This window comes from Streptosporangium sp. NPDC001559 (assembly GCF_042893955.1).
GTDB lineage: Bacteria > Actinomycetota > Actinomycetes > Streptosporangiales > Streptosporangiaceae > Streptosporangium.
Map to the genome: position 1 here is coordinate 204,517 of NZ_JBIAVG010000013.1, position 18,959 is coordinate 223,475.

16 protein-coding genes are annotated in these 18,959 nt (G+C 70.3%); 6 read left to right on the forward strand and 10 right to left on the reverse strand.

The features are described from left to right. Nucleotides 1–130: 130 nt before the first annotated feature. Nucleotides 131–1,582 carry a type VII secretion protein EccB gene (gene eccB, locus ACFYY8_RS27930; RefSeq protein ID WP_390045875.1) on the forward strand — a complete coding sequence of 484 codons (1,452 nt, stop codon included), beginning with the start codon at nt 131–133 and terminating at the stop codon, nt 1,580–1,582. Between the two features lie 4 nt (nt 1,583–1,586). Here eccB and ACFYY8_RS27935 read toward each other — a convergent pair whose 3' ends face one another. From ACFYY8_RS27935 to eccD, 10 genes are all read right to left on the reverse strand, one after another. Beyond that, nucleotides 1,587–2,351, reverse strand: coding sequence for a WXG100 family type VII secretion target (locus ACFYY8_RS27935; protein WP_390045877.1), 765 nt, complete (start codon nt 2,349–2,351; stop codon nt 1,587–1,589). 84 nt (nt 2,352–2,435) lie between these two features. Then, entirely contained in the window at nt 2,436–3,524 is a 1,089-nt protein-coding gene (locus ACFYY8_RS27940; RefSeq protein ID WP_390045879.1) for a hypothetical protein, read from the reverse strand. A 54-nt stretch (nt 3,525–3,578) separates the two neighbouring features. After that, nucleotides 3,579–4,886 carry a hypothetical protein gene (locus tag ACFYY8_RS27945; protein WP_390045881.1) on the reverse strand — a complete coding sequence of 436 codons (1,308 nt, stop codon included), beginning with the start codon at nt 4,884–4,886 and terminating at the stop codon, nt 3,579–3,581. 13 nt (nt 4,887–4,899) lie between these two features. Further along, the gene (locus ACFYY8_RS27950; protein WP_390045883.1) at nt 4,900–5,379 is read right to left on the reverse strand and encodes a hypothetical protein; all 480 of its coding nucleotides are present in this window, start codon (nt 5,377–5,379) and stop codon (nt 4,900–4,902) included. Nucleotides 5,380–5,407: 28 nt separating this feature from the next. Next, nucleotides 5,408–6,745, reverse strand: a complete 1,338-nt coding sequence (locus tag ACFYY8_RS27955; protein ID WP_390045885.1) for a WXG100 family type VII secretion target — start codon at nt 6,743–6,745, stop codon at nt 5,408–5,410. Between the two features lie 11 nt (nt 6,746–6,756). Next, on the reverse strand, nt 6,757–7,143 hold the full coding sequence (locus ACFYY8_RS27960) for a hypothetical protein (RefSeq protein WP_390045886.1): 387 nt from the start codon (nt 7,141–7,143) through the stop codon (nt 6,757–6,759). 82 nt (nt 7,144–7,225) lie between these two features. Continuing rightward, entirely contained in the window at nt 7,226–7,525 is a 300-nt protein-coding gene (locus ACFYY8_RS27965) for a hypothetical protein (RefSeq protein WP_352010198.1), read from the reverse strand. Nucleotides 7,526–7,561: 36 nt separating this feature from the next. Continuing rightward, nucleotides 7,562–7,888 (reverse strand): WXG100 family type VII secretion target, encoded by a 327-nt coding sequence (locus ACFYY8_RS27970; RefSeq protein ID WP_352010197.1) that lies wholly within the window; start codon nt 7,886–7,888, stop codon nt 7,562–7,564. A gap of 324 nt (nt 7,889–8,212) precedes the next feature. Then, nucleotides 8,213–8,581: a YbaB/EbfC family DNA-binding protein gene (locus tag ACFYY8_RS27975; RefSeq protein WP_390045888.1), complete on the reverse strand. Its 369-nt coding sequence runs from the start codon at nt 8,579–8,581 to the stop codon at nt 8,213–8,215. A 272-nt stretch (nt 8,582–8,853) separates the two neighbouring features. Continuing rightward, a complete protein-coding gene (eccD, locus tag ACFYY8_RS27980) occupies nt 8,854–10,215 on the reverse strand; it encodes a type VII secretion integral membrane protein EccD (protein WP_390045890.1) in 1,362 nt (453 codons plus the stop codon). A 235-nt stretch (nt 10,216–10,450) separates the two neighbouring features. On the opposite strand from eccD, the gene eccCa reads away from it, so the two are divergent. The 5 genes from eccCa (at nt 10,451) to ACFYY8_RS28005 (ending at nt 18,945) form a co-directional block, all read left to right on the forward strand. Next, nucleotides 10,451–14,437: a type VII secretion protein EccCa gene (eccCa, locus tag ACFYY8_RS27985; RefSeq protein WP_390045892.1), complete on the forward strand. Its 3,987-nt coding sequence runs from the start codon at nt 10,451–10,453 to the stop codon at nt 14,435–14,437. 111 nt (nt 14,438–14,548) lie between these two features. Continuing rightward, nucleotides 14,549–14,815 (forward strand): hypothetical protein, encoded by a 267-nt coding sequence (locus ACFYY8_RS27990; protein ID WP_362909479.1) that lies wholly within the window; start codon nt 14,549–14,551, stop codon nt 14,813–14,815. 232 nt (nt 14,816–15,047) lie between these two features. Beyond that, entirely contained in the window at nt 15,048–16,010 is a 963-nt protein-coding gene (locus tag ACFYY8_RS27995; RefSeq protein WP_390045895.1) for an intradiol ring-cleavage dioxygenase, read from the forward strand. A gap of 153 nt (nt 16,011–16,163) precedes the next feature. Beyond that, on the forward strand, nt 16,164–16,718 hold the full coding sequence (locus tag ACFYY8_RS28000; RefSeq protein WP_390045897.1) for a TetR/AcrR family transcriptional regulator: 555 nt from the start codon (nt 16,164–16,166) through the stop codon (nt 16,716–16,718). A gap of 67 nt (nt 16,719–16,785) precedes the next feature. Beyond that, on the forward strand, nt 16,786–18,945 hold the full coding sequence (locus ACFYY8_RS28005; RefSeq protein ID WP_390045899.1) for an MMPL family transporter: 2,160 nt from the start codon (nt 16,786–16,788) through the stop codon (nt 18,943–18,945). Nucleotides 18,946–18,959 lie beyond the last annotated feature (14 nt).

Consider the following 18,959-nt stretch of genomic DNA (forward strand, 5'->3'; position numbering starts at 1 on the left):
CTTGTTCAGCGGGCTTTCGATGATCGGAAACGCTCTGGACGGCAACCGTTTACATCCACCACAAAAGGGGCCATTTTCAAGATCGTCCTTCTATGCTTGCGGTAACGCATCCAGCGATACGGGGGTTGGGATGCAGACCCGGCGTGACCTCTACCAGGCGTACAGGCTGATGACGCAGCGCCTGGGCACCGCCCTGCTCCAGGGCGAACCAGACCTGCCCGAGTCGCCCATGCGCAGACACAACGTGGCGATGTTCGGCGGCGTACTGGTCGCCGTGCTGGTCGCCGCCGTCTTCGGCGTGATCGGCCTGCTGCGGCCGGGCAACGCGACCGCGCTCACCGACCCGGGAACCGTGATCGTCGAGGAGGAGACGGGCGCCACGTTCGTCTACAGCGCCCCCCAGGGCACGATGATCCCGGTCGTCAACATGGCCTCCGCCCGGCTGCTGGTCGGCCAGGAGAACGTGAAGGTGCGCCTGGTCAGCTCCGCCTCACTGGCCCGCTACCCGCGCGGCACTCTGGTCGGCATCCCCGGCGCCCCGGAGTCGCTGCCCGCCCGTGACCGCCTGATCCGCTCCCCCTGGTCGGCCTGCGTGGTCGAGGGGACGGACGCCAACGGCGAGCGCAGGCCGTACACCACCCTGGTCGGGGGGTTCGCCGTCGGCGGCGATCCGATCGGGCAGAACAAGGCCATGCTCGTCGAGCAGGACGGGCAGGCCTGGTTGCTCTGGTCGAACCAGCGGATGCGCGTCTCCACCGAGGGGGCACGGGCGCTGACCGAGGAGCGGCCCCGCCAGGTCCCGCTGGCCTGGCTCAACGCGCTGCCCGCCGGACCCGACTTCCGCTCCCCCTCCGTCCCCGGCCTCGGCCGCCAGGCGCGCGGCCCCGACGGCGGCGGATCGATCGTCGGCAGGGTGTTCACCGTCCCGCCGGTCGCCGGCGGAGGCGCCAAGTGGTACGTCCAGCTAGCCGACGGCCTGGCGCCCCTCACGCCGACCCAGGCCGCCCTGCTGCTGCAGGACCCCGGCAGCAAGAAGGCGTACGGCCGGGCACCGGTCAAGGCGATCGAGCTGGACCCGGCGACCGCGACCGGCGCCAGGCGTTCGGCGACCTCGATGGGCGGCGGTGACCTCCCGCAGACCATGCCCGCGGTCATCACCCCGCCGTCGACCAGTCCGGTCTGCGCCGTCTACGCCGACACCGAGCGCGGCTCGGCCAAGGCGCTGCTGACGGTCGGCAGCACGGTCGCGGTCCCCACGCCGCCGAAGGGCTGGTTCAACCAGGACGTGGTCGACCAGGTGGTCCTGCCGTACGGCGGAGGCGCCCTGGCCGGGCTGCTGCCCGGAGACGGCAGGCTGGACGCGATCCAGTCGCTCTACCTGGTCGACGACCAGGGGCGGCGGCACGCCGTCACCTCACCGCAGGCGCTGACCGCCCTCGGCTACACGACGCAGGACATCGCCCCGCTGCCCGCGCACCTGGTGCACCTGATCCCCGAGGGACCGGCGCTCGACATCCCGGCGGCCAGGAAACCGGTACAGGCCGACCGGCCCCAGACCACCGGGACGCAGCAGCGGCGGTGACCGGTCAGATGATGCCGGGAATGATTCCGCCCTTCGGCTTGGGAACCTTCAGCGCGGAGGTGTCCGGCTTCACGGTGAGCCCGGTGTTCTTCTCGTACTGCAGTTTGACCTGGGTGAAGTCCGTCTCCAGCTCCGGCATCGACCGCATGCCGTAGAACAGCCGCCCCTGCTCCTTCGACATGTCGTTGACTATCATCAGGATCACCCCGACCGCCCCGATCGCCAGCAGCTTCTTTTTGAGCACGGCTCTGACGACGGCGTCGAGTCCCTTGAGAAAAGTGTTGATCTGCAGCATGAGACCCGCCCGCAGCGGCGGGAAGGCCCACAGGGCGAGGGAGGCGGCCGCCGCGACGGTCATGGCGCCGATCACGAGCGTGGCGAACTGGAAGGTCCCGTGGTACAGGGACGCGGTCTGGTCGAGGGTGTCGGCCGTTCCCTCGCGGAACCTCTTGACGCCGTCCAGCTGGGTGACGAAGTCGTCGATGGTGGAGGCGAAGAGCTTCTGCGCGTCCCCCTCCCACTTGCCCTCCTTCTCGGCCCTCGCCTTCAGGTCGATCAGCTGTTGTTTGAGCGTGTCGATGTCGACCCCGCCGGCCCCCTTCGGGTCACGCCACTCGCCGGCCGCCTTCGCCATGTCGCCGGGGTTGGAGACCATCGTCCCGACGGCCGCGACGATGAGGTAGGCCCCCGGATGCATGAGGACGGCCGCGGCGGCGAGCCCCGTCGGGATCAACGACATGTATCCCCATCGATCACTCTCGTACGCCACGGCTCGTCTCCTTCTCCGGCATCCGGTTCCCGCTCAAACGCCTCAGCGCTCCGTCTCCCTCGGGCCGCGGCCCGAGGGGGTCAGTCATTCCTGGCCGATCACCGGTGGGGCGATGTCCTCGTCGCCGCCCCAGACGCTCTCGTCCTCCGAGGTCCAGGTGGTCTTCTCACGTTCCTTGCCCTGCTCGCCGCCGGCGCCGGGTGCCATCGGCATCATCGGCATACCGCCCATGCCACCCGCGCCGCCCGTGCCCGTGCCGGACAGGCCGCCCGGGAGGGACCCGTTGCCGCCGACCCCGGAGAACGCGCCGCCCCGGCCGGGCGAGCCCGGCCCCAGCGTGTCTCCCGTCCAGGTGGTACCGCCCGGCAGTCCCGAATTCCCGGTCGGCACGTTGCCCAGGTTGCCCGGGTTGCCCGGGTTGCCCACGTTGGGAGGGTTGTAGGACGACAGGGCGGTCTTCGTGGAGTCGTCCAGCCCGAGGGCGGGCTTGTTGAGGTTGTCCCCGATGCCGTTCGGATCGGGGAGCTTGGCCCCGGGCGAGTTGGGGTCGGGCAGGTTCGGGTCCGGCAGGTTCGGGTTCGCCCCGTTCTGGCCGGGGAAATTGGTGTTGTCAGGGAATTTGATGTCGTCAGGCTTGGTGCCATTGAGGGAGCTGGTGTCGTCGGGGAACTTGCGGTCCAGCAGGTCCTTGTCCGACAGATCCGTCCCCGACGTGGGGAACTTCATATCGTCACCGGCCCCGCCGCCGAGGCCGCCGCCCATCTTGGGGAGGCCGCCACCGCCCAGCTTGCCGGGGCCTCCCAGATTGCCGGGACCCAGGTCGCCGGGGCCGGGCTTCTCCTCGGTCGTGCTCGCCTTCTCCGCGGCCGCGTAGTTCTCGGACGCGGCCTTGAGAGCCGCGTTCCACGAGTCGATCGCCGCCCTGCCCGCCTTGAGAACGTCGACGGCGCCGTCACGGGCGGTGTCGTGGGCGGAGTTCAACCCCATCCCGAGCACGCCGAAGGCGGGCGGGGCGATGCCGATCGAACCGGTGCCGTGGATGAGACCGTCGACGTCCTTGGCTCGGCTGCTGAACTCGGTGCCGAGGTTCTTCAGCTGGTCATCGGTGAACGAGACGACCTTGACGGGACCACCGACCCCGAGCGAGATCCCGTCCAGTGGCGAAGCGCCCATTTCATCTCCTCACGACATCCTCGCGACATCCTCGCGACGGACGACCACAGCACATCAGACGATCACGGGGGGAGTGGTGTCGCCACCGTTGCCCCAGACCTCGTCGTCCTCCAGGAGCCAGGTGCTGCTCTCCCGGTCCTGCTTCTCCTCCGAGCCCGCGCCGCCGCCGGGAGCCATCGGCATCATCGGCATCCCCGAGGTTCCCGCGCCCCGAGGCCCACCGGCCCCCGAGCCGAGGCCTCCGGCTCCGCCGAGGCCCCCGGTGCCACCCGGCAGGCCGACCCCCACTCCGACGCCGGTTCCCGTTCCCGTGCCGGTGTTCGCACCGGTGCCGATCAGGCCGTTGGTGTTGCCGAAGGTGCCCGCTCCCTGGCCGTTGGGCAGACCGTACGTGCCGTTGCCCAGGTCGTTGGGGCTCAGGCCCGCGAGGGAGGTCGAGCCGGTACCGGACCGGTCGTTCGGATCGGTGCCGGGAAGGGAGCCGTTCACGGTTCCCGGGTTCGTGAGGTTCGGGTTGGAGCCACCGATGTCGGAGCCCTGGCCGTCCGTCCCCGGACCGGGCGGGAAGCCGTCCACCGATCCAGGCCCCTGCCCGGGGAAGTCCTTGCCGCCCTGCCCTGAACCGTTCAGGCCGCCCAGGTCACCCTGGCCGTAGGGGTCCGAGCCGTTCAGTCCCAGGCGGTTGGTGGGGTCGTCGACGGACAGCCGGGTGGGCGTGCCGTTGTAGTCGCCCCCGCCCGGCCCCGTGACCCTTCCCCCGGGGCCCGTGGGCAGGTTGACGCCGTCGTAGTCGGGCATGGGGAGCTGCATCGGGGTCGGCAGCGAGTGCTGCACGTCCTCGGGCAGTTCCCTGTAGTGCTGGATGATCTTCTCGTTGATCTCGTTGAACCGGTCCCTGGCCCTGTCCTCCGCGCGGTACGCGCCGTAGAACGGGATCTGGTCCGCCCAGTCGGTGTCGTGGTCGGAACGCGAGTCCTCGCCCCGCTTGGTGACGATGTTGCGCTGGGCCCAGGTGAGCGTCTCGGAGTAGCCGCGCAACGTGGTGCCGACCTGCCGCATCTTGCCCGCCAGCTCGCGGATGCTCCCGTGCAGCCGCTGGAGCTCCTTCTGGGCCTCGACGCTCTCGGCCCCCTTGTAGGTCCCGGCCAGATCGGTCGCCCGCTGCTTGAGGGTGGCCGCGGCCTCCTGGAGCAGGTCGTGCGCGGCGACGTAGTAGTCGCCCGCGCGCTTCACCGAGTTCGGGTGGGTGGCGTCCACCCACTCCCTGACCTGGTCCTTGATGCTGTCGAAGAGCGTGACCGACAGGTGCGTCTCCTGCGGCTCGATGCCGTACTTGAGCCGGTTGGAGCCTGTTTCCGCCATGATGGCCTCCCTATCAGGCGCCCGTCTTGGGAGCCGTGCCCTCGTTCGCCACCTCAGCGCCGTCGTAGGCCTTGGCGATCTCGTAGAGCGTGTCGATGACGGCCTTGTACTGCTCGATCGTCGAGGAGTACAGGCCGCCGCCCTTCTGGCCCCGCTCTCCGACGAGGACCGAGTAGGACGTGTTGATCGCCATGGTGAACTGCTGGGCGGTCAGCCACTTGCCGAGGTGCTCGTCGCTGAGCGCGCACTGCAGTTGCAGGTCGGGAAGCGACCCGCCCCCCGGGGGAGGCCCCGGCAGCTCGGCGCGCTCTCCCTTGGCCGTCGCCACCGCGGTCGCGGGGGGCGGCGTGGGGGTCGTCAGCTTCTGCAGCTCCTTCTCCAGCAGCCCGGCGATCTCCTTGATCGTGGCGCGGTTCAGGTCGGGACCGCCCTTGCCGCTGCTGTCGCTCTTGACGGTCAGACCGGGCCAGTCGGGATCGAGCTCGATCGCCATGCCGCACCTTTCGGAAAGTTCGGAAAAGTCAGGTGATGACCGGGGGGATCACGTCTCCACGGGAGTTCCAGACGTCCTGGTCCTCGGACAGCCAGGTCGTGCGCTCCTGGCCTTGCTCCTCGGCTCCGCCTCCCGCGCCACCGCCCGGCGACATGAACGGCATCATCGGGGAGCCGCCCCTGCTCGCCGGGGACGAGGCCCCCGGTACGGCTCCCGCCCCGCCTGTCCCGAGGCCGGGACCGCCGAGCCCGGGGCCGCCGATCACCGTGGGGGCGAGGGGCGGACCGGACGTCGTGACCGGGGACACGGGCAGGACCGTGTGCTGCTGGATCGTGGGCGGCGCGACCAGGTTGGTCGGGGCGAAGCTCGCGACCTCGGTCCTTCCCGAGCCGTGGGTGGCGCCGGTGCCGTCGGACGTGGTCTCGTGCCCGCCGATCACGGCCGGGGCCGTGCCGTCTCCGCCCGAACCCGGGCCTGTCGCCTGGCCGCCGGGGCCGGTCGATCCCGGGTCGCCCGGGGAACCCTGGCCGCCGGTGCCCGAACCGGGACCGGCCGTACCCGAACCGTCGGTGCCGCCGGGGTGACCCGGGGTGCCGGTGCCCTGGGAGCCGTCGTCCGTGCCACCCGTGCCGTCCGGACCGCCTGGGCCACCCGAGCCGCCCGGGTCACCGTGTCCGCCGTTCGCGCCGCCGGGGCCGTACGGACCGTCGGCCGGTGAGCCGCTTCCCCGCCAGGGGCCGGTGTCCGTCCGCGAGGCGCTCCCGTTGCCTCGCGACCCGGTCGGCCGTCCCACCGGGGAGTAGTCCGTGGTCGTGTAACCGCCGGGTCCCGCGGGTTCCGCGGCGACCGGAAGCGTGTAGGTGAACTCCTCGGGGATCTTCGCGTAGAGCTCGGCGATCTGCCCGTTGAGCTTCTTCAGGAGGTTGCGGGCGTCGACCGTCCCGTCCGCCTCGGGGGGCTGCGGGCCCACCTGAAGCGCCTTCGCCCGCTTCGTACGCAGGCCTTCCATCTCCTGACGCGCCGCGGGCAGGTGATCGCCGCCGTACGTCCGCAGGACGGTGCCGACCTCCTTCATCACCGCGGCCAGCTCGGTGCCCGTCGTGTGCAGCATGCGCAGGGCCTTGTGCGTCTCGACGGCGGCCGGACCGCCCCAGACCCCGGCGAGCCTGGCCGCGTTGCCCTCCAGGGCGCCGATGACGAGTTCGATGACGGCTGCCCCGTTGGCGAACCCGAACCCGGCGTTCTCGATCTCGGCGGGCGAGGTGTTCTTGAGCCAGTCGTCGATCGCCGTGAAGGAGTCGCCGACCTCCCCCTGGACTGGTGCGGCGGCCGAGCGGACCCGCACGGTCCGTTTCTGGGTGTCCACTGCTCCCCCTGTCACCCGTTCCCGGCGCCGTTGGCGGTGTTGGCGCCGTCGTACTCTTTCGCGCTGTCCCTGATCGTCTTGATGACCCGGGCGTACTGCTCGACGAACTCCGCGTAGACCTGGGCGAGGACCGCGATCCTGCCGTCCGTGGAGGCTCCCCCGGCGACCGTCTGCCCGAACGTCCGGGCGGCGGGCCACTCGCCGACCTCCTGGCCGCTCAGGTTTCCGCTGGTCTCGACGCTGGCCGACGAACCCGTCGTGTAGCCCTCGGAGAACGCGGGGCCCGTGAACCCCGCGGCGTACTCCTCAAGCTCCTGCGCGACCCTTCTCATCTGGAAGGTGTCGAACTCGGTGATGTTCGCCACGTCGTTCAGGTTCGGCCACTTTGATGCGCTCATGCCTCTCCTCGGCGCGCCCGACGCCGCTCCGGCCGCCGCGTACGGCGGCGGCCGGAGGGCACCCGTTCACACGGGAACCGTGTCAGTGGTTGCTCCAGATGGCCTTGTTCCGCGCCTCGGCCGCCTTGTAGTTCTCGCTGGCGATGCCCAGGGCCTTGGCGGCCTCGTTGAGCTGACGCCCCATCTCCTGCTCCGCGGCGTCCCAGACCTTCCTGTGCTCCTCGAAGAAGTTGGCCGCGTCACCGGCCCAGTGCTCCCCGAGCACCTGCTGGAGCTTGGTGATGAGGTCGTCGGTCGCCTTGTCCATGGCGGTGACGACCTGGAGGAGGCCCAGCTCGGCCTTCTCCATCTCCACGAAGTTGACCTTCGTATAGTCGGACACTCTGTTCTCCGTCCTCGACTGCGGGATGGGGCCGTACTACCTGGCGCCGGTGTTGATGAGCGCGTCAACCCGGTTCATACCGGACTGCACGTCCTGGTCGGCCGCGTCGTAGGTGACGGAGCTGTCGCCCAGGTTCTGGGCGATCTTCTCCAGGTCACTCCGTACGATCGTCATCTGCCGGTCCCACTCGCGCATGGCGCCCAGGAACTTGGCCGAAGCAGTGCCCAGCCAGCCCGAGGCCGTCAGCTCCTGCGTGGTCGTCTCGACGCCCTTGCGCAGGCCCTCGACGTACTGCGCGGTGTCCACGACGAGCTCGGACGCCTTCTTGATCTGTGCGGGGCTCGCACCGAAAAACTCCGCCACCGGTCACACCTCCGTGACATAAGGCCTGCTTGTCCGTGGTGGTGTCACGCCCCCGTGCGGACCATACGGCCCACGCGATGCCACCCGGATGGCCAGAGAAGCCACACGAGCGGACAGAAAGGACTACCCCGACGAACATCATCAGACGGCATGCTAGCCATCAGGGATCACATAGCTAACATGTATTCATATTACGGAAAAGTAAACATTTAGCGTCTTATCTATAAACGAGCAGGCCAGGCGATCGCGTGACTCCTCCATCACGGAAAGAAGTCGGCGGAAAAAGGCGACGTTCCGTGATCCGGAAAGCCGCCTACGTGAACCTCACAGTTCGAGACGGCGCCGGATACGGTCGAGTTCCCCCATCACGTCCTGGAAGGCCCGGTCGTAGGCATCCCCCGCCTCCTTGACCTGCTCCAGCGGCCCGTCCGGGCCGCCGAACGTCCTCAGCGGATTGTCCCCCTCGCCGAACGCCTGGTCCGCGGCCTCCCCAAGCTGTCTCTGCAGGTCCCTGGACGCCTCGGCGAAGACCTCCTTGATCCGCTCCGCCAGCTCTCCCGAACTGAGCCGCATGGCCTTGGGATGCAGTTCGAGTCCCCGCAGCCCCTCCGCGGCGTACTCGACCGCGACCAGGCCGTCCTCGTCCTGGGCACGACCGACGAGCGTGGTGATCGTCCTCTGCAGCTCCTCCATTTTCGCGAATTGCGAACTGTTTCCAGAGAGCAGCTTTTCCACGTCTATGTTGGCGAACTCACCGAATTCCATCTCGCTCCTTGATATGGCGCTGCCTGCGGCAGCGCGGGTTCGGGCGCTCCGAGCCGACGCTTTCCCTCGTCGCTCATCCGCTTCGCTCCTTCGCTCCTCAGTCCAAGCGCCGGCGCGCCCGAACCGGAAACTCCTCACGCACGGCACCGGTAAGGCATAAAAGCCAAACCCCCACACCTGGCGCCGGGGAAAATCGCAGGTCAGCCGGCCAGGCCTCGGATCCAGGTGTAGAGGTCGAGGACGCCAAGGGCCAGGGGGAAGAGGGCGACTATGAGGACGATCTCCAGGATGTCGGCCGCCCTGCCCCAGAAGGGGGAGGGTTTGCCCGACTGCAGCCACAGGCCCATGCCCGCGGGTACGAGCGCGACGCACAGCAGGCCCATCGCCACGGCCAGGGCGACGCCGCCACCGGCCAGGGCCCTGGAGAACGCCAGTACGGCCAGCCCGAAGACGCCGGAAAGCAGCAGCCACAGTCGCTGCCCGGTTCCCTGGAAGACACGGGCCCGCATGAGGAGCGTCAGCGACAGCGTGGCCGAGGTGGCCAGGGCGACCCAGCCGGGGTCGAAGGCCAGGTAGACCTGCGCCACCACCGAGGTCAGGCCGATTCCGGCGACGAAGCCGGTGGCGTAACGCTGTGCCTGGGCGGTGCGCTCCATGATGGACGGGCCGTCGATCCGCTGGTTGTCCAGGCGCAGTTCCTCGGCGTTGGTCGGCATCGAGGGCATCGGCAGACCGGCGAACCTGAAGGACAGCATCGGGAACAGCGGGCCGCACGCCAGCAGGACCGAGGCGGCGATCGCCCCGACCCCGGCCGGAGGCGCCTGGGCGAACATCACCACGGCCGCGCAGACGGCCCCCGTCGCCGAGGCGATGGACACACCGAGGAAGGCCTGCACGCCGTCCGCGACGGCCAGCGTGCCGATGGTCGCGACCAGGCCCGTCGTCGCGAACGCGGCCAGCATGTGCGCCGAGCCCAGCCCGGCCAGCCCCGTGTCACCGGCGGGCGCCAGCAGTCCGGCGAGGAAGGCGTACGGCAGCGCCGCGCAACCGATCATCGCGCCCGCCGGGGCGTCGCCGACCGCCCTGGACAGCAGGCCGCCCGCGACGGTCAGCAGCAGCGCGAAGGCTCCGGCGAAGACCGCCGAGACCCGCCAGGGCGGTCCGGAGAACAGCAGGACGAGGGCCCCGACCACCAGGAGGGCGGTCGCGGCGCCGACCCCGACGAAGCGGGTGTGCCTGACGCCCCAGCCGCCCGGCGCCTCCCTGAAGCCGGTGGCGACGACGTCGGCCACGTCGTCGAACATCGCGGGCGGCAGCACGGCCTCGCGGGGCCGCAGGTAGAGCACCTCCCCGTCGAGCACCCCGAGGGCGCCCAGGCTCTGGCCGATGTCGAGGGGCGCGCCGCCCGGCCGTTGCAGCACCCATCCGGGGGCGGCCGCGGATTCGCCCCCGACCTCGCCCATCGCGCGTAACAGGCCGGGCAGGACGTGCGGGAGCGGGATGTCCGCGGGCAGCGCCAGATCGGCCTTCCTGCGGGGGGCGACGATCGTGATGTGGCACATGGGAGGCAACGGAGCGGCGCTCTGAACTGGGAGACCCGGTGTGACGGCTCCCTGGGGGACCTGAGCCAGCGACCTCACGGTCGTCCTCCCTCTTGGTTGCAAGCATCGTGGAGCATCACGGAAACCACCGATATGCCGGATACGGTAGCGGGGAGAGTAGGGATCACGCGCGACATCCGTCGGCAATCGCTTTCGCCACAGATGTGCATAAACCGACCAGGAAGGCACCTCCAGGGTGAGCATCGTCGTCGTACGGCGCCCAGAGCGCCGTCCCCCGCCCAAGCCCCCGCGAGGTGAGATCCTTCTGGAGTCTCCCCCGGAGATCCCCGAGGTGCAGTCGCAGGGACTGACCGGTCTGCTCACCTACCTGCCGATGGCCGCGGGCGCCGCCGGAATGGGCCTGATGTTCACCGCGGGCGGCACCGGAAGCCCGATCATGTACGTGGCCAGCGGCCTGTTCGCCGTCTCCATGATGGGCATGACCGCCGGTCAGCTCGGCCGCCAGTCGGGCGAGCGCAAGAACCGGCTGAACGGCCTGCGCAGGGACTACTTCCGCTATCTCGCCCAGGTCCGCAAGAAGGTACGGCGGGCCGCCAAGCAGCAGCGCGAGGCCCTCGAATGGAGCAGCCCCTCCCCCGACTCCCTGTGGTGGGTGGCCCTGGGTCCCCGGCTGTGGGAACGGCGCCCCCGCGACGACGACTTCGGCACCGTACGGCTCGGCACCGGTGTGCAGAAGCTCGCCATCCAGCTCATCCCGCCGGACTCCAAACCGGTCGAGGACCTGGACGCCCTGTCGGCGGGCGCGCTGCGCAGGTTCGTCAGGGCCCACTCGACGGTCTCCGAACTGCCGGTCGCCGTCGCCCTGCACTCCTTCGCGCGGATCAACCTGACCGGCGACCCGGTGGCCGTGCGCGAACTGGTCCGCGCGATGGTCGCCCAGACGGCCGTCTTCCACTCCCCCGACGACATGCGGATCATGGTGTGCGCGGGTGAGGAGTGGATGGCCCAGTGGGAGTGGATCAAGTGGCTGCCCCACGCGCTGCACCCTGAGGAAACCGACGCGGCGGGCCAGGTGCGGCTGATGACCGACAACCTGGCCGAATTGGACCGGCTGCTCGGCGGGACGCTGAAGGAGCGGGCGCGGTTCAGGCCCGGAGCCTCGCCGGACGCGCTGCCGTACCACGTGCTGATCCTCGACGGCGGGCACGTGCCGCACGACTCGCAGCTCGGCATGGACGCCATCCAGGGCGTCACCGTGATCGATCTGTCCGGCTCCGCGGGGCCGATCGAGGAGAAGAACACGCTGCGCATCGACGTGCGGCCGGAGGGCTTCTTCATGGTCAAGATCGACCACGCGGGCAAGCGCAGCTCGACCCGTCTGGGTGACCCGGACCGGCTGGACTTCCTGCGCGTCGAGGGCCTGGCCAGGCAGCTCGCCCCGTTGCGCGCCTCGACCGTCAAGGGCGGGGAGACCCAGGACGCGCTGTCGGTGAACACCTCGCTGACCGACCTGCTCGGGGTCGGTGAGCCGACCCTGCTCGACCCGGCGGTGACCTGGCGGCCCAGGGCGGGACGCAACCGGCTGCGGGTGCCGATCGGCCTGGGGGTCGACGGGCGCCTGGTCGAGCTGGACATCAAGGAGTCCGCGCAGGGCGGCATGGGACCGCACGGCCTGGTCATCGGCGCGACCGGTTCCGGCAAGAGCGAGCTGCTGCGCACGCTCGTGCTCGGCCTGGCCATCACCCACTCGTCGGAGATCCTGAACTTCGTCCTCGTCGACTTCAAGGGTGGCGCGACCTTCCTCGGTCTGGACACCCTCTCCCACGTCTCGGCGGTCATCACCAACCTTGAGGACGAGCTTCCCCTGGTCGACCGCATGTACGACGCGTTGCACGGCGAGATGGTCCGCCGCCAGGAGCTACTGCGCGCCGCGGGCAACTACGCCTCCCTGCGCGACTACGAGCGGGCCCGCGAGCAGGGCGCCGACCTGGCGCCGATGCCGACGTTGTTCGTCGTCATCGACGAGTTCAGCGAGCTGCTGACCGCCAAGCCCGAGTTCATCGAGCTGTTCGTGATGATCGGGCGGCTCGGCCGCTCGCTCGGCGTGCACCTGATGCTGGCCTCCCAGCGCCTTGAGGAGGGACGGCTGCGCGGCCTGGACACCCACCTGTCCTACCGGATCGGCCTGCGGACCTTCTCGGCCATGGAGAGCCGGGTCGTGCTCGGGGTCGCCGACGCCTACGAGCTGCCGTCCGCGCCGGGCAACGGCTATCTGAAGTTCGAGACGACCGGGATGACCCGGTTCAAGGCCGCCTATGTCTCCGGCTCCTACCAGCCCGACCCGCTGTCCTCCGCGGCGCGGGGCGGGACGGCGGGCCTGCACCAGGTCGTCGAGTACGGTCCCGGCTTCGCCCCGGTCCCCGTCATCGAGGAGCCGCCCAAGGAGCTGACGACGGGGGAGATCCCCGTCGAGCGCGCCGCCGCCAGCCTTCTCGACCTGGTGGTCGGCAGGCTGGCCGGGCAGGGACCTCCCGCGCACCCGATCTGGCTGCCGCCGCTCGGCGACCCGCCGACCCTGGCCCACCTGCTTCCGCAGATCTCGGTCACCCCGCAGCTCGGGCTGAGCACGCCGAGCTGGGCCGGCCGGGGCAGGCTGCACGCCGTCATCGGCGTCATCGACAAGCCCTTCGAACAGCGCAGCGACCCGTTCTGGCTGGACCTGTCGGGAGCCGCGGGTCATGTCGGCGTCGTCGGCGGCACGCAGAGCGGCAAGAGCACGGTCCTGCGCACCCTGATCACCGGCATGGCGCTCACCCACACCCCGCGTGAGGCGCAGTTCTACTGCCTGGACTTCGGCGGTGGCTCGCTGGCCGCGCTTGAGGCGCTGCCGCACGTGGGCGGGGTGGCCAGCCGCCTGGACGGTGACCGGGTGCGCCGTACGGTCGCCGAGATCTCCGCGCTGCTCCAGCGGCGGGAACGTGACTTCGCCGAGCAGGGCATCGACTCGATCACCGCCTACCGGCAGCGGCTCGCGGAGGGGGCGGAGGGCGACGGCTACGGCGACGTGTTCCTCGTCGTCGACGGCTGGCTCACGGTCCGGCAGGACTTCGAGTCGCTCGAACCCGTCATCACCGACCTCGCCGCCCGCGGTCTCGGGTACGGCATCCACGTGGTGGCCGCGACCAACAAGTGGTCGGAGTTCCGGCCGGGCATCCGCGACCTGTTCGGCACCCGGGTCGAGCTGAAGCTCGGCGACGCCTACGAGTCGGAGATCAACCGCAAGTCCGCGCTGGCCGTGCCCGAGGGGGTTCCCGGGCGGGGACTCACCAAGGAGGGCCTGCACTTCCTGTCGGCGCTGCCGAGGATCGACGGCGTGCGGAAGGCCGACGACCTGTCGACGGGTGTGCGCGCGCTGGTCCACGCGATCAGGGACGCCTGGCAGGGTCCGCCCGCCCCGCCGGTCCGGCTGCTGCCCGCCGTACTGCCCGTCGGGACACTGCCCGGCGTCGAGCAGACCGGGCGCGCCCGCATCCCGCTCGGCATCGACGAAGCGGCCCTGTCGCCGGTGTTGCTCGACTTCGAGGCCGACCCGCACTTCATCGTGGTCGGCGACACCGAGAGCGGCAAGTCGAACCTGCTGCGGGTCATCACCGAGGGACTGGTCGCCAGGCAGACGCCGCAGGAGGCCATGATGATCGTGATCGACTACCGGCGGTCGCTGCTGGACTCGGCGGCGACCGAGCACCGCATCGGCTACGCCGCGTCGAGCGCCGCCGCGACCGACCTGATCAACGACGTCCGCGGCGCGCTGCTCAAGCGGCTGCCCCCGGCCGACCTCACCCCCGAGCAGCTGCGGGACAGGAGCTGGTGGCAGGGCTGCGACCTGTACATCGTGGTGGACGACTACGACCTGGTCGCGACCTCCTCCAATCCGCTGCTGCCGCTGGCCGACCTGCTGCCGCAGGCCCGTGACATCGGTCTGCACCTGGTGATGTCCCGCGCGATGGGCGGCGTGGGCAGGGCGATGTTCGACCCGATCATCCAGCGGGTCAAGGACATGGCCAGCCCCGCGGTGATCCTGTCCGGCAACAAGGACGAGGGCTTCCTGTTCGGCAATGTCCGTGCCCATCCGCTGCCGCCGGGACGTGGTTACTACGTCGACCGCCGGTACGGCTCCCGCCTGACCCAGACGGCCTTCTTCCCGCCTTCCGAGGAGACCTGATCGAACCCCGGTAATTGTCCTAATAAGGACACACTTATAGGACAACCTGCGGATATATGAGGCGCGTCTCCTCGGTGTTCACCGTTCATCCCCACACGCTGGGAGCGCTCCTTGCTCAGACGTCTCGTGGTCTCCGCGGCCCTGACCGCCTCCGTGCTCGTGCCCACCACCGCCTCGGCCCTGGTGGCCGCCGCCGTGCCCGCGGGCGCGACGGTCTCGTGCACCTACCAGCGCTCGGGCAACCACTGGAACTGCGTCACCCCCGGCGCCTACTGCCCCGCGGCCGCCCACGGCAGGTACGGCTACGCCAAGGCCACCGGCCGTAAGTACACGTGCACGCGCTACCCCAACGGGCGGTGGCGCTGGAAGCGCGCCTGATCGAAGCACGGCGCCCCGTCACACCGGCGGGGCGCCCCGTCACACCGTCAGCGGAAAACCGGTTTATTTACAGAGAGTAATCACCGGCGTCCGAACCATATCTTTCACATATAAGATTTGTTAATACCCGTGACGCAACCGCTCCCCGTGGATCACATTTCCGTTACGTAACATCAGAACCCAGCCCATTTTCTTAGACTTTTTTCACGCGGCGCCCCTAATGTTCGTGCGCATGGAAGAAACCAGCGCGCAGAAACCGAACCGCCGACAGCTCCTCATCGCGGGCGGGGTCAGCATCGCCGCCGCCGGTCTGGGCACCGGCTACCTGGCCTCGACCGCGTCCGCGAGCACGACGGCCGGTGCCGCGCACACCCCCACCCCCACCATCCCCACTCCCACGAGCAAGCTCTGCCTGCCGCTCACCAAGGAGACCATCGAGGGGCCCTACTACCTGGACTACGACAAGTACCGTTCGGACATCACCGAGCACAAGCCCGGTGTCCCGCTGCTGCTGCGCATCCGGATCGTCGACTCGGAGAACTGCAGGCCGCTGCGCAACAAGGCCGTCGACATCTGGCACTGTGACGCGCTGGGCATCTACTCCAGCTACGAGAAGGCCTCCTCGGGTGACGGCCCCGGCTTCCCGACCGCGTTCCCCACCGCCTTCCCGACGGACCTCCCCACCGGCGCCCCCGGCGGCGGCATGCACGCCGAGCCCGACAGCGACACCACCTACTTCCGCGGCTTCCAGATGACCGACAGGAACGGCTGGGTCACCTTCAGGAGCGCCTTCCCCGGCTGGTACATCGGCCGCGCGATCCACATCCACGTCAAGGTCCACGTCAACGGTGTCTTCCGGCACGGCGCCTACCTGGGCGGCAACGACTGCCACACCGGCCAGCTCTACTTCCCCGAGAAGCTGATCGAGGCCGTCTCCGTGCTGAGGCCGTACTCGACCAACACCAAGACCCGCACCACCAACGAGCAGGACATGCTCTACACCGGCGACACCACCGCCGACGGCATGCTCGCCGTGCACTACGACCCCAGGCACGTGGCCAGGGGCGTCAGCGCCTCGATCACCCTCGGTGTCGACCCCGACGCCGTCCACGACGGCCAGGACTGGCCCGGCGGCCCCTTCCCGCCGTTCCCCACCACGCCTCCCGGGACCCCGACCCCCTCACCGGCCCCCTGATCCCGCGCGGGTCGATCTCCACCCCCGGCACGCCGTACTTCCATCGGCGTGCCGGAGACCTCCCGGCCTCCTCGTGACCACGCCGAGGGCCAGGACGTCTCCATTCCTGTCCGATCGGTCAGATCTGACCGATCGGACAGTTATCATTGGGGCATGGCACGTCCCCCTTCCGCGCTGCGCGAGCACATCCTGCGCTCGGCGCTGCGGTTGTTCTCCGACAGCGGTTACAAGGGCACCTCACTGCACGACATCGCCCAGGTCGCGGGCTGTTCGAAGGCGGCGTTGCTCTACCACTTCGCGAGCAAGGATGCGATCCTCACCGAACTGCTGACCCCGGCGGGCGAGGGCCTGGCCGCGCTGCGCGCCCGGCTCGTCGAACTGGACGGTGAGCAGGCCGCGCGGGCGGCCGTCACCGGCTTCGTCGACCTGGCCCTGCGGTTCCGGCTGGAGGTCCGGATCCTGTTCCAGGACATCCCCATGATGACCGTCCACCCGGCGCTCGGCGCCGTCCCCGCCACCATCAGGCGGTTACTCACGGCACTGGCCGGGGGCTCGACCGCGCCCTCGGACACGATCGCCGCCTACATGGTCCTGGGCGCCGTCTCCGTCACCGCCGCCGACGATCTCGGCGTGCCCGAGGAGGTCCTGCGCGCCGAGATGATCCGCGGCGCGCTGCGCACCCTGGGCCGTGAGCCCGACCGCCCCTGAACCACCCCGGACCGGCCCCGGCCTCCGCCGGACGCCGAACCTCGCCTGAACGGACCCCTCCCTCTCCATGGCTGCTGTGCTGTACCGGCTCGGCCGGTTCTCCTTCCGCAGGCGCGGGCGCGTGCTCGCCGCCTGGCTCATCCTGCTCGCCCTGCTCGGCGGGGCCGCCGCCGCGTTCTCCGGGCCGACGACCGACAACTTCACCATGCCCGGCACCGAGTCCCAGCGGGCGCTGGACTCCCTGCGGCGGCAGTTCCCCCAGGCCGGCGGCACGACTGGCACCATCGTCGTCGCCGCGCCCGAGGGCGGCAAACTGGACCCGGCCGCCCTCGCGCCGATCGTGCGTGAGGCGGCGGCCGTACCCGGGGTGCTGGCCGCGATGGACCCCTTCCAGGTCGGCGCCGTCTCCCCCGACGGCCGCCACGCGCTGGTCCAGGTCCAGTTCGACAGCCCCCTCGACAAGATCACCGACGCCCAGCGCGCGGCCTACGAACAGGCCGGGGCCACCGCCCCCGGCCTGCGGGTCGAGCACGGCGGCGAGATCATGAAGGCCGAGGTCGAGATCGGCTCGACCGAGGCGTTCGGCGTCCTGATCGCCGCCGTCGTCCTCGTCGTCACCTTCGGCTCCCTGGTCGCGGCGGGCATGACGCTGCTCAACGCCCTGATCGGCGTCGGCGCCGGCATGGCGGGCCTGTTCTCCCTGTCCGGCGTGGTCGAGCTGAGCAACGTCGCCCCCGTCCTGGCGCTGATGCTCGGCCTGGCCGTCGGGATCGACTACTCCCTGTTCATCACCTCCCGCTACCGCCAGTACCTGGCCGAGGGCGTGGAGGCCGAGGAGGCCGCCGGACGGGCGACCGGCACCGCGGGATCGGCCGTCGTCTTCGCCGGGGCCACGGTCATCATCGCCCTGGCGGGCCTGGCCGTGGTCGGCATCCCGTTCCTGAGCGTCATGGGCCTGGCCGCGGCGGCGACGGTGGCGCTGGCCGTACTCGTCGCGCTGACCCTGCTGCCCGCCATCCTCGGCTTCGCCGGCGCGCGGGTGCTGCCCCGCAGGCAGCGCGCGGGTGCGGACACGGGTACGGGCGACGACCGCGAGGCCATGGGCTTCCGCTGGGGACGGCTCGTCACCCGCCTGCGCGTCCCGGTGCTGGTCGTCGCCGTCGTCGTGCTCGGCGCGCTGGCCCTGCCCGCCAGGGACATGCGCCTGTCGCTGCCCGACGCGGGCACCGCCGCCGAGGGCTCGACGGCCCGCGAGGCGTACGACCTGATCAGCGAGGGGTTCGGCCCCGGCTTCAACGGCCGTCTGATCGCCGTCGTCACCGGCGACGACGCCCAGGCCACCGCGAACGCCGCCAAGCAGGCCGCGGGCGCCATCCAGACCACCCCGGGAGTGCTCGCCGTCACCCCGCCGCAGGCCAACGCCCAGGGCACGACCGCGCTGCTGACCGTCATCCCCAAGACGGGTCCCGCCGACGCCGCGACCGAGCAGACCGTGCACGCCATCCGTGAGCGGATGAACGACATCCAGGGCGCCCGTGTCGCGCTCTCCGGCGTGACCGCGATCGGCATCGACATCTCGGCCAAGCTCGCCGACGCGATGCCCGTGTACCTGCTGCTCGTGGTCGGGCTGTCGATCCTGCTGCTCCTGCTGGTCTTCCGGTCGATCCTGGTCCCGCTGAAGGCCGCGCTCGGCTTCCTGCTCACGATCGGCGCCACGTTCGGCATCACCGTGGCCATCTTCCAGCAGGGGCACCTGGCCGACCTGCTCGGCGTCGGCAGGCCGGGGCCGCTGGTCAGCTTCCTGCCGATCCTGCTCATCGGCATCCTGTTCGGCCTGGCCATGGACTACGAGGTCTTCCTGGTCTCACGCATGCGGGAGGACTTCGTCCACGGCGACACCGCACAGCGGGCGACCGTGAACGGCCTGGGCCACAACGCCCGCGTCGTCACCGCCGCCGCGCTCATCATGACCTCCGTCTTCGGCGGCTTCGTCTTCATGCACGACCCGATCATCAAGTCCATGGGCTTCGCCCTGGCCGTCGGCGTGCTCATCGACGCCTTCGTCGTCCGCATGACGCTGGTGCCCGCCGTGATGTCCCTGCTCGGCCGCGCCGCCTGGTGGCTGCCCCGCCCCCTGGCCCGGGTGCTGCCCAACCTCGACATCGAGGGCGAGAGCCTCAACCGGCGGACGGATGAGCCCGTACCGGCGGTGATCGGGGCCGGCTGAGCGGGGTTCACCTG

What these genes read in the sequence shown, in the direction of transcription:
- ACFYY8_RS27950 (WP_390045883.1), bottom strand. Translation starts at nt 5,379, where the DNA reads ATGGCGATCGAGCTCGATCCCGACTGGCCCGGTCTGACCGTCAAGAGC.
- ACFYY8_RS27945 (WP_390045881.1), bottom strand. Translation starts at nt 4,886, where the DNA reads ATGGCGGAAACAGGCTCCAACCGGCTCAAGTACGGCATCGAGCCGCAG.
- ACFYY8_RS27975 (WP_390045888.1), bottom strand. Translation starts at nt 8,581, where the DNA reads ATGGAGGAGCTGCAGAGGACGATCACCACGCTCGTCGGTCGTGCCCAG.
- ACFYY8_RS27995 (WP_390045895.1), top strand. Translation starts at nt 15,048, where the DNA reads ATGGAAGAAACCAGCGCGCAGAAACCGAACCGCCGACAGCTCCTCATC.
- ACFYY8_RS27940 (WP_390045879.1), bottom strand. Translation starts at nt 3,524, where the DNA reads ATGGGCGCTTCGCCACTGGACGGGATCTCGCTCGGGGTCGGTGGTCCC.
- ACFYY8_RS28005 (WP_390045899.1), top strand. Translation starts at nt 16,786, where the DNA reads ATGGCTGCTGTGCTGTACCGGCTCGGCCGGTTCTCCTTCCGCAGGCGC.
- eccD (WP_390045890.1), bottom strand. Translation starts at nt 10,215, where the DNA reads ATGTGCCACATCACGATCGTCGCCCCCCGCAGGAAGGCCGATCTGGCG.
- ACFYY8_RS28000 (WP_390045897.1), top strand. Translation starts at nt 16,164, where the DNA reads ATGGCACGTCCCCCTTCCGCGCTGCGCGAGCACATCCTGCGCTCGGCG.
- ACFYY8_RS27960 (WP_390045886.1), bottom strand. Translation starts at nt 7,143, where the DNA reads ATGAGCGCATCAAAGTGGCCGAACCTGAACGACGTGGCGAACATCACC.
- eccB (WP_390045875.1), top strand. Translation starts at nt 131, where the DNA reads ATGCAGACCCGGCGTGACCTCTACCAGGCGTACAGGCTGATGACGCAG.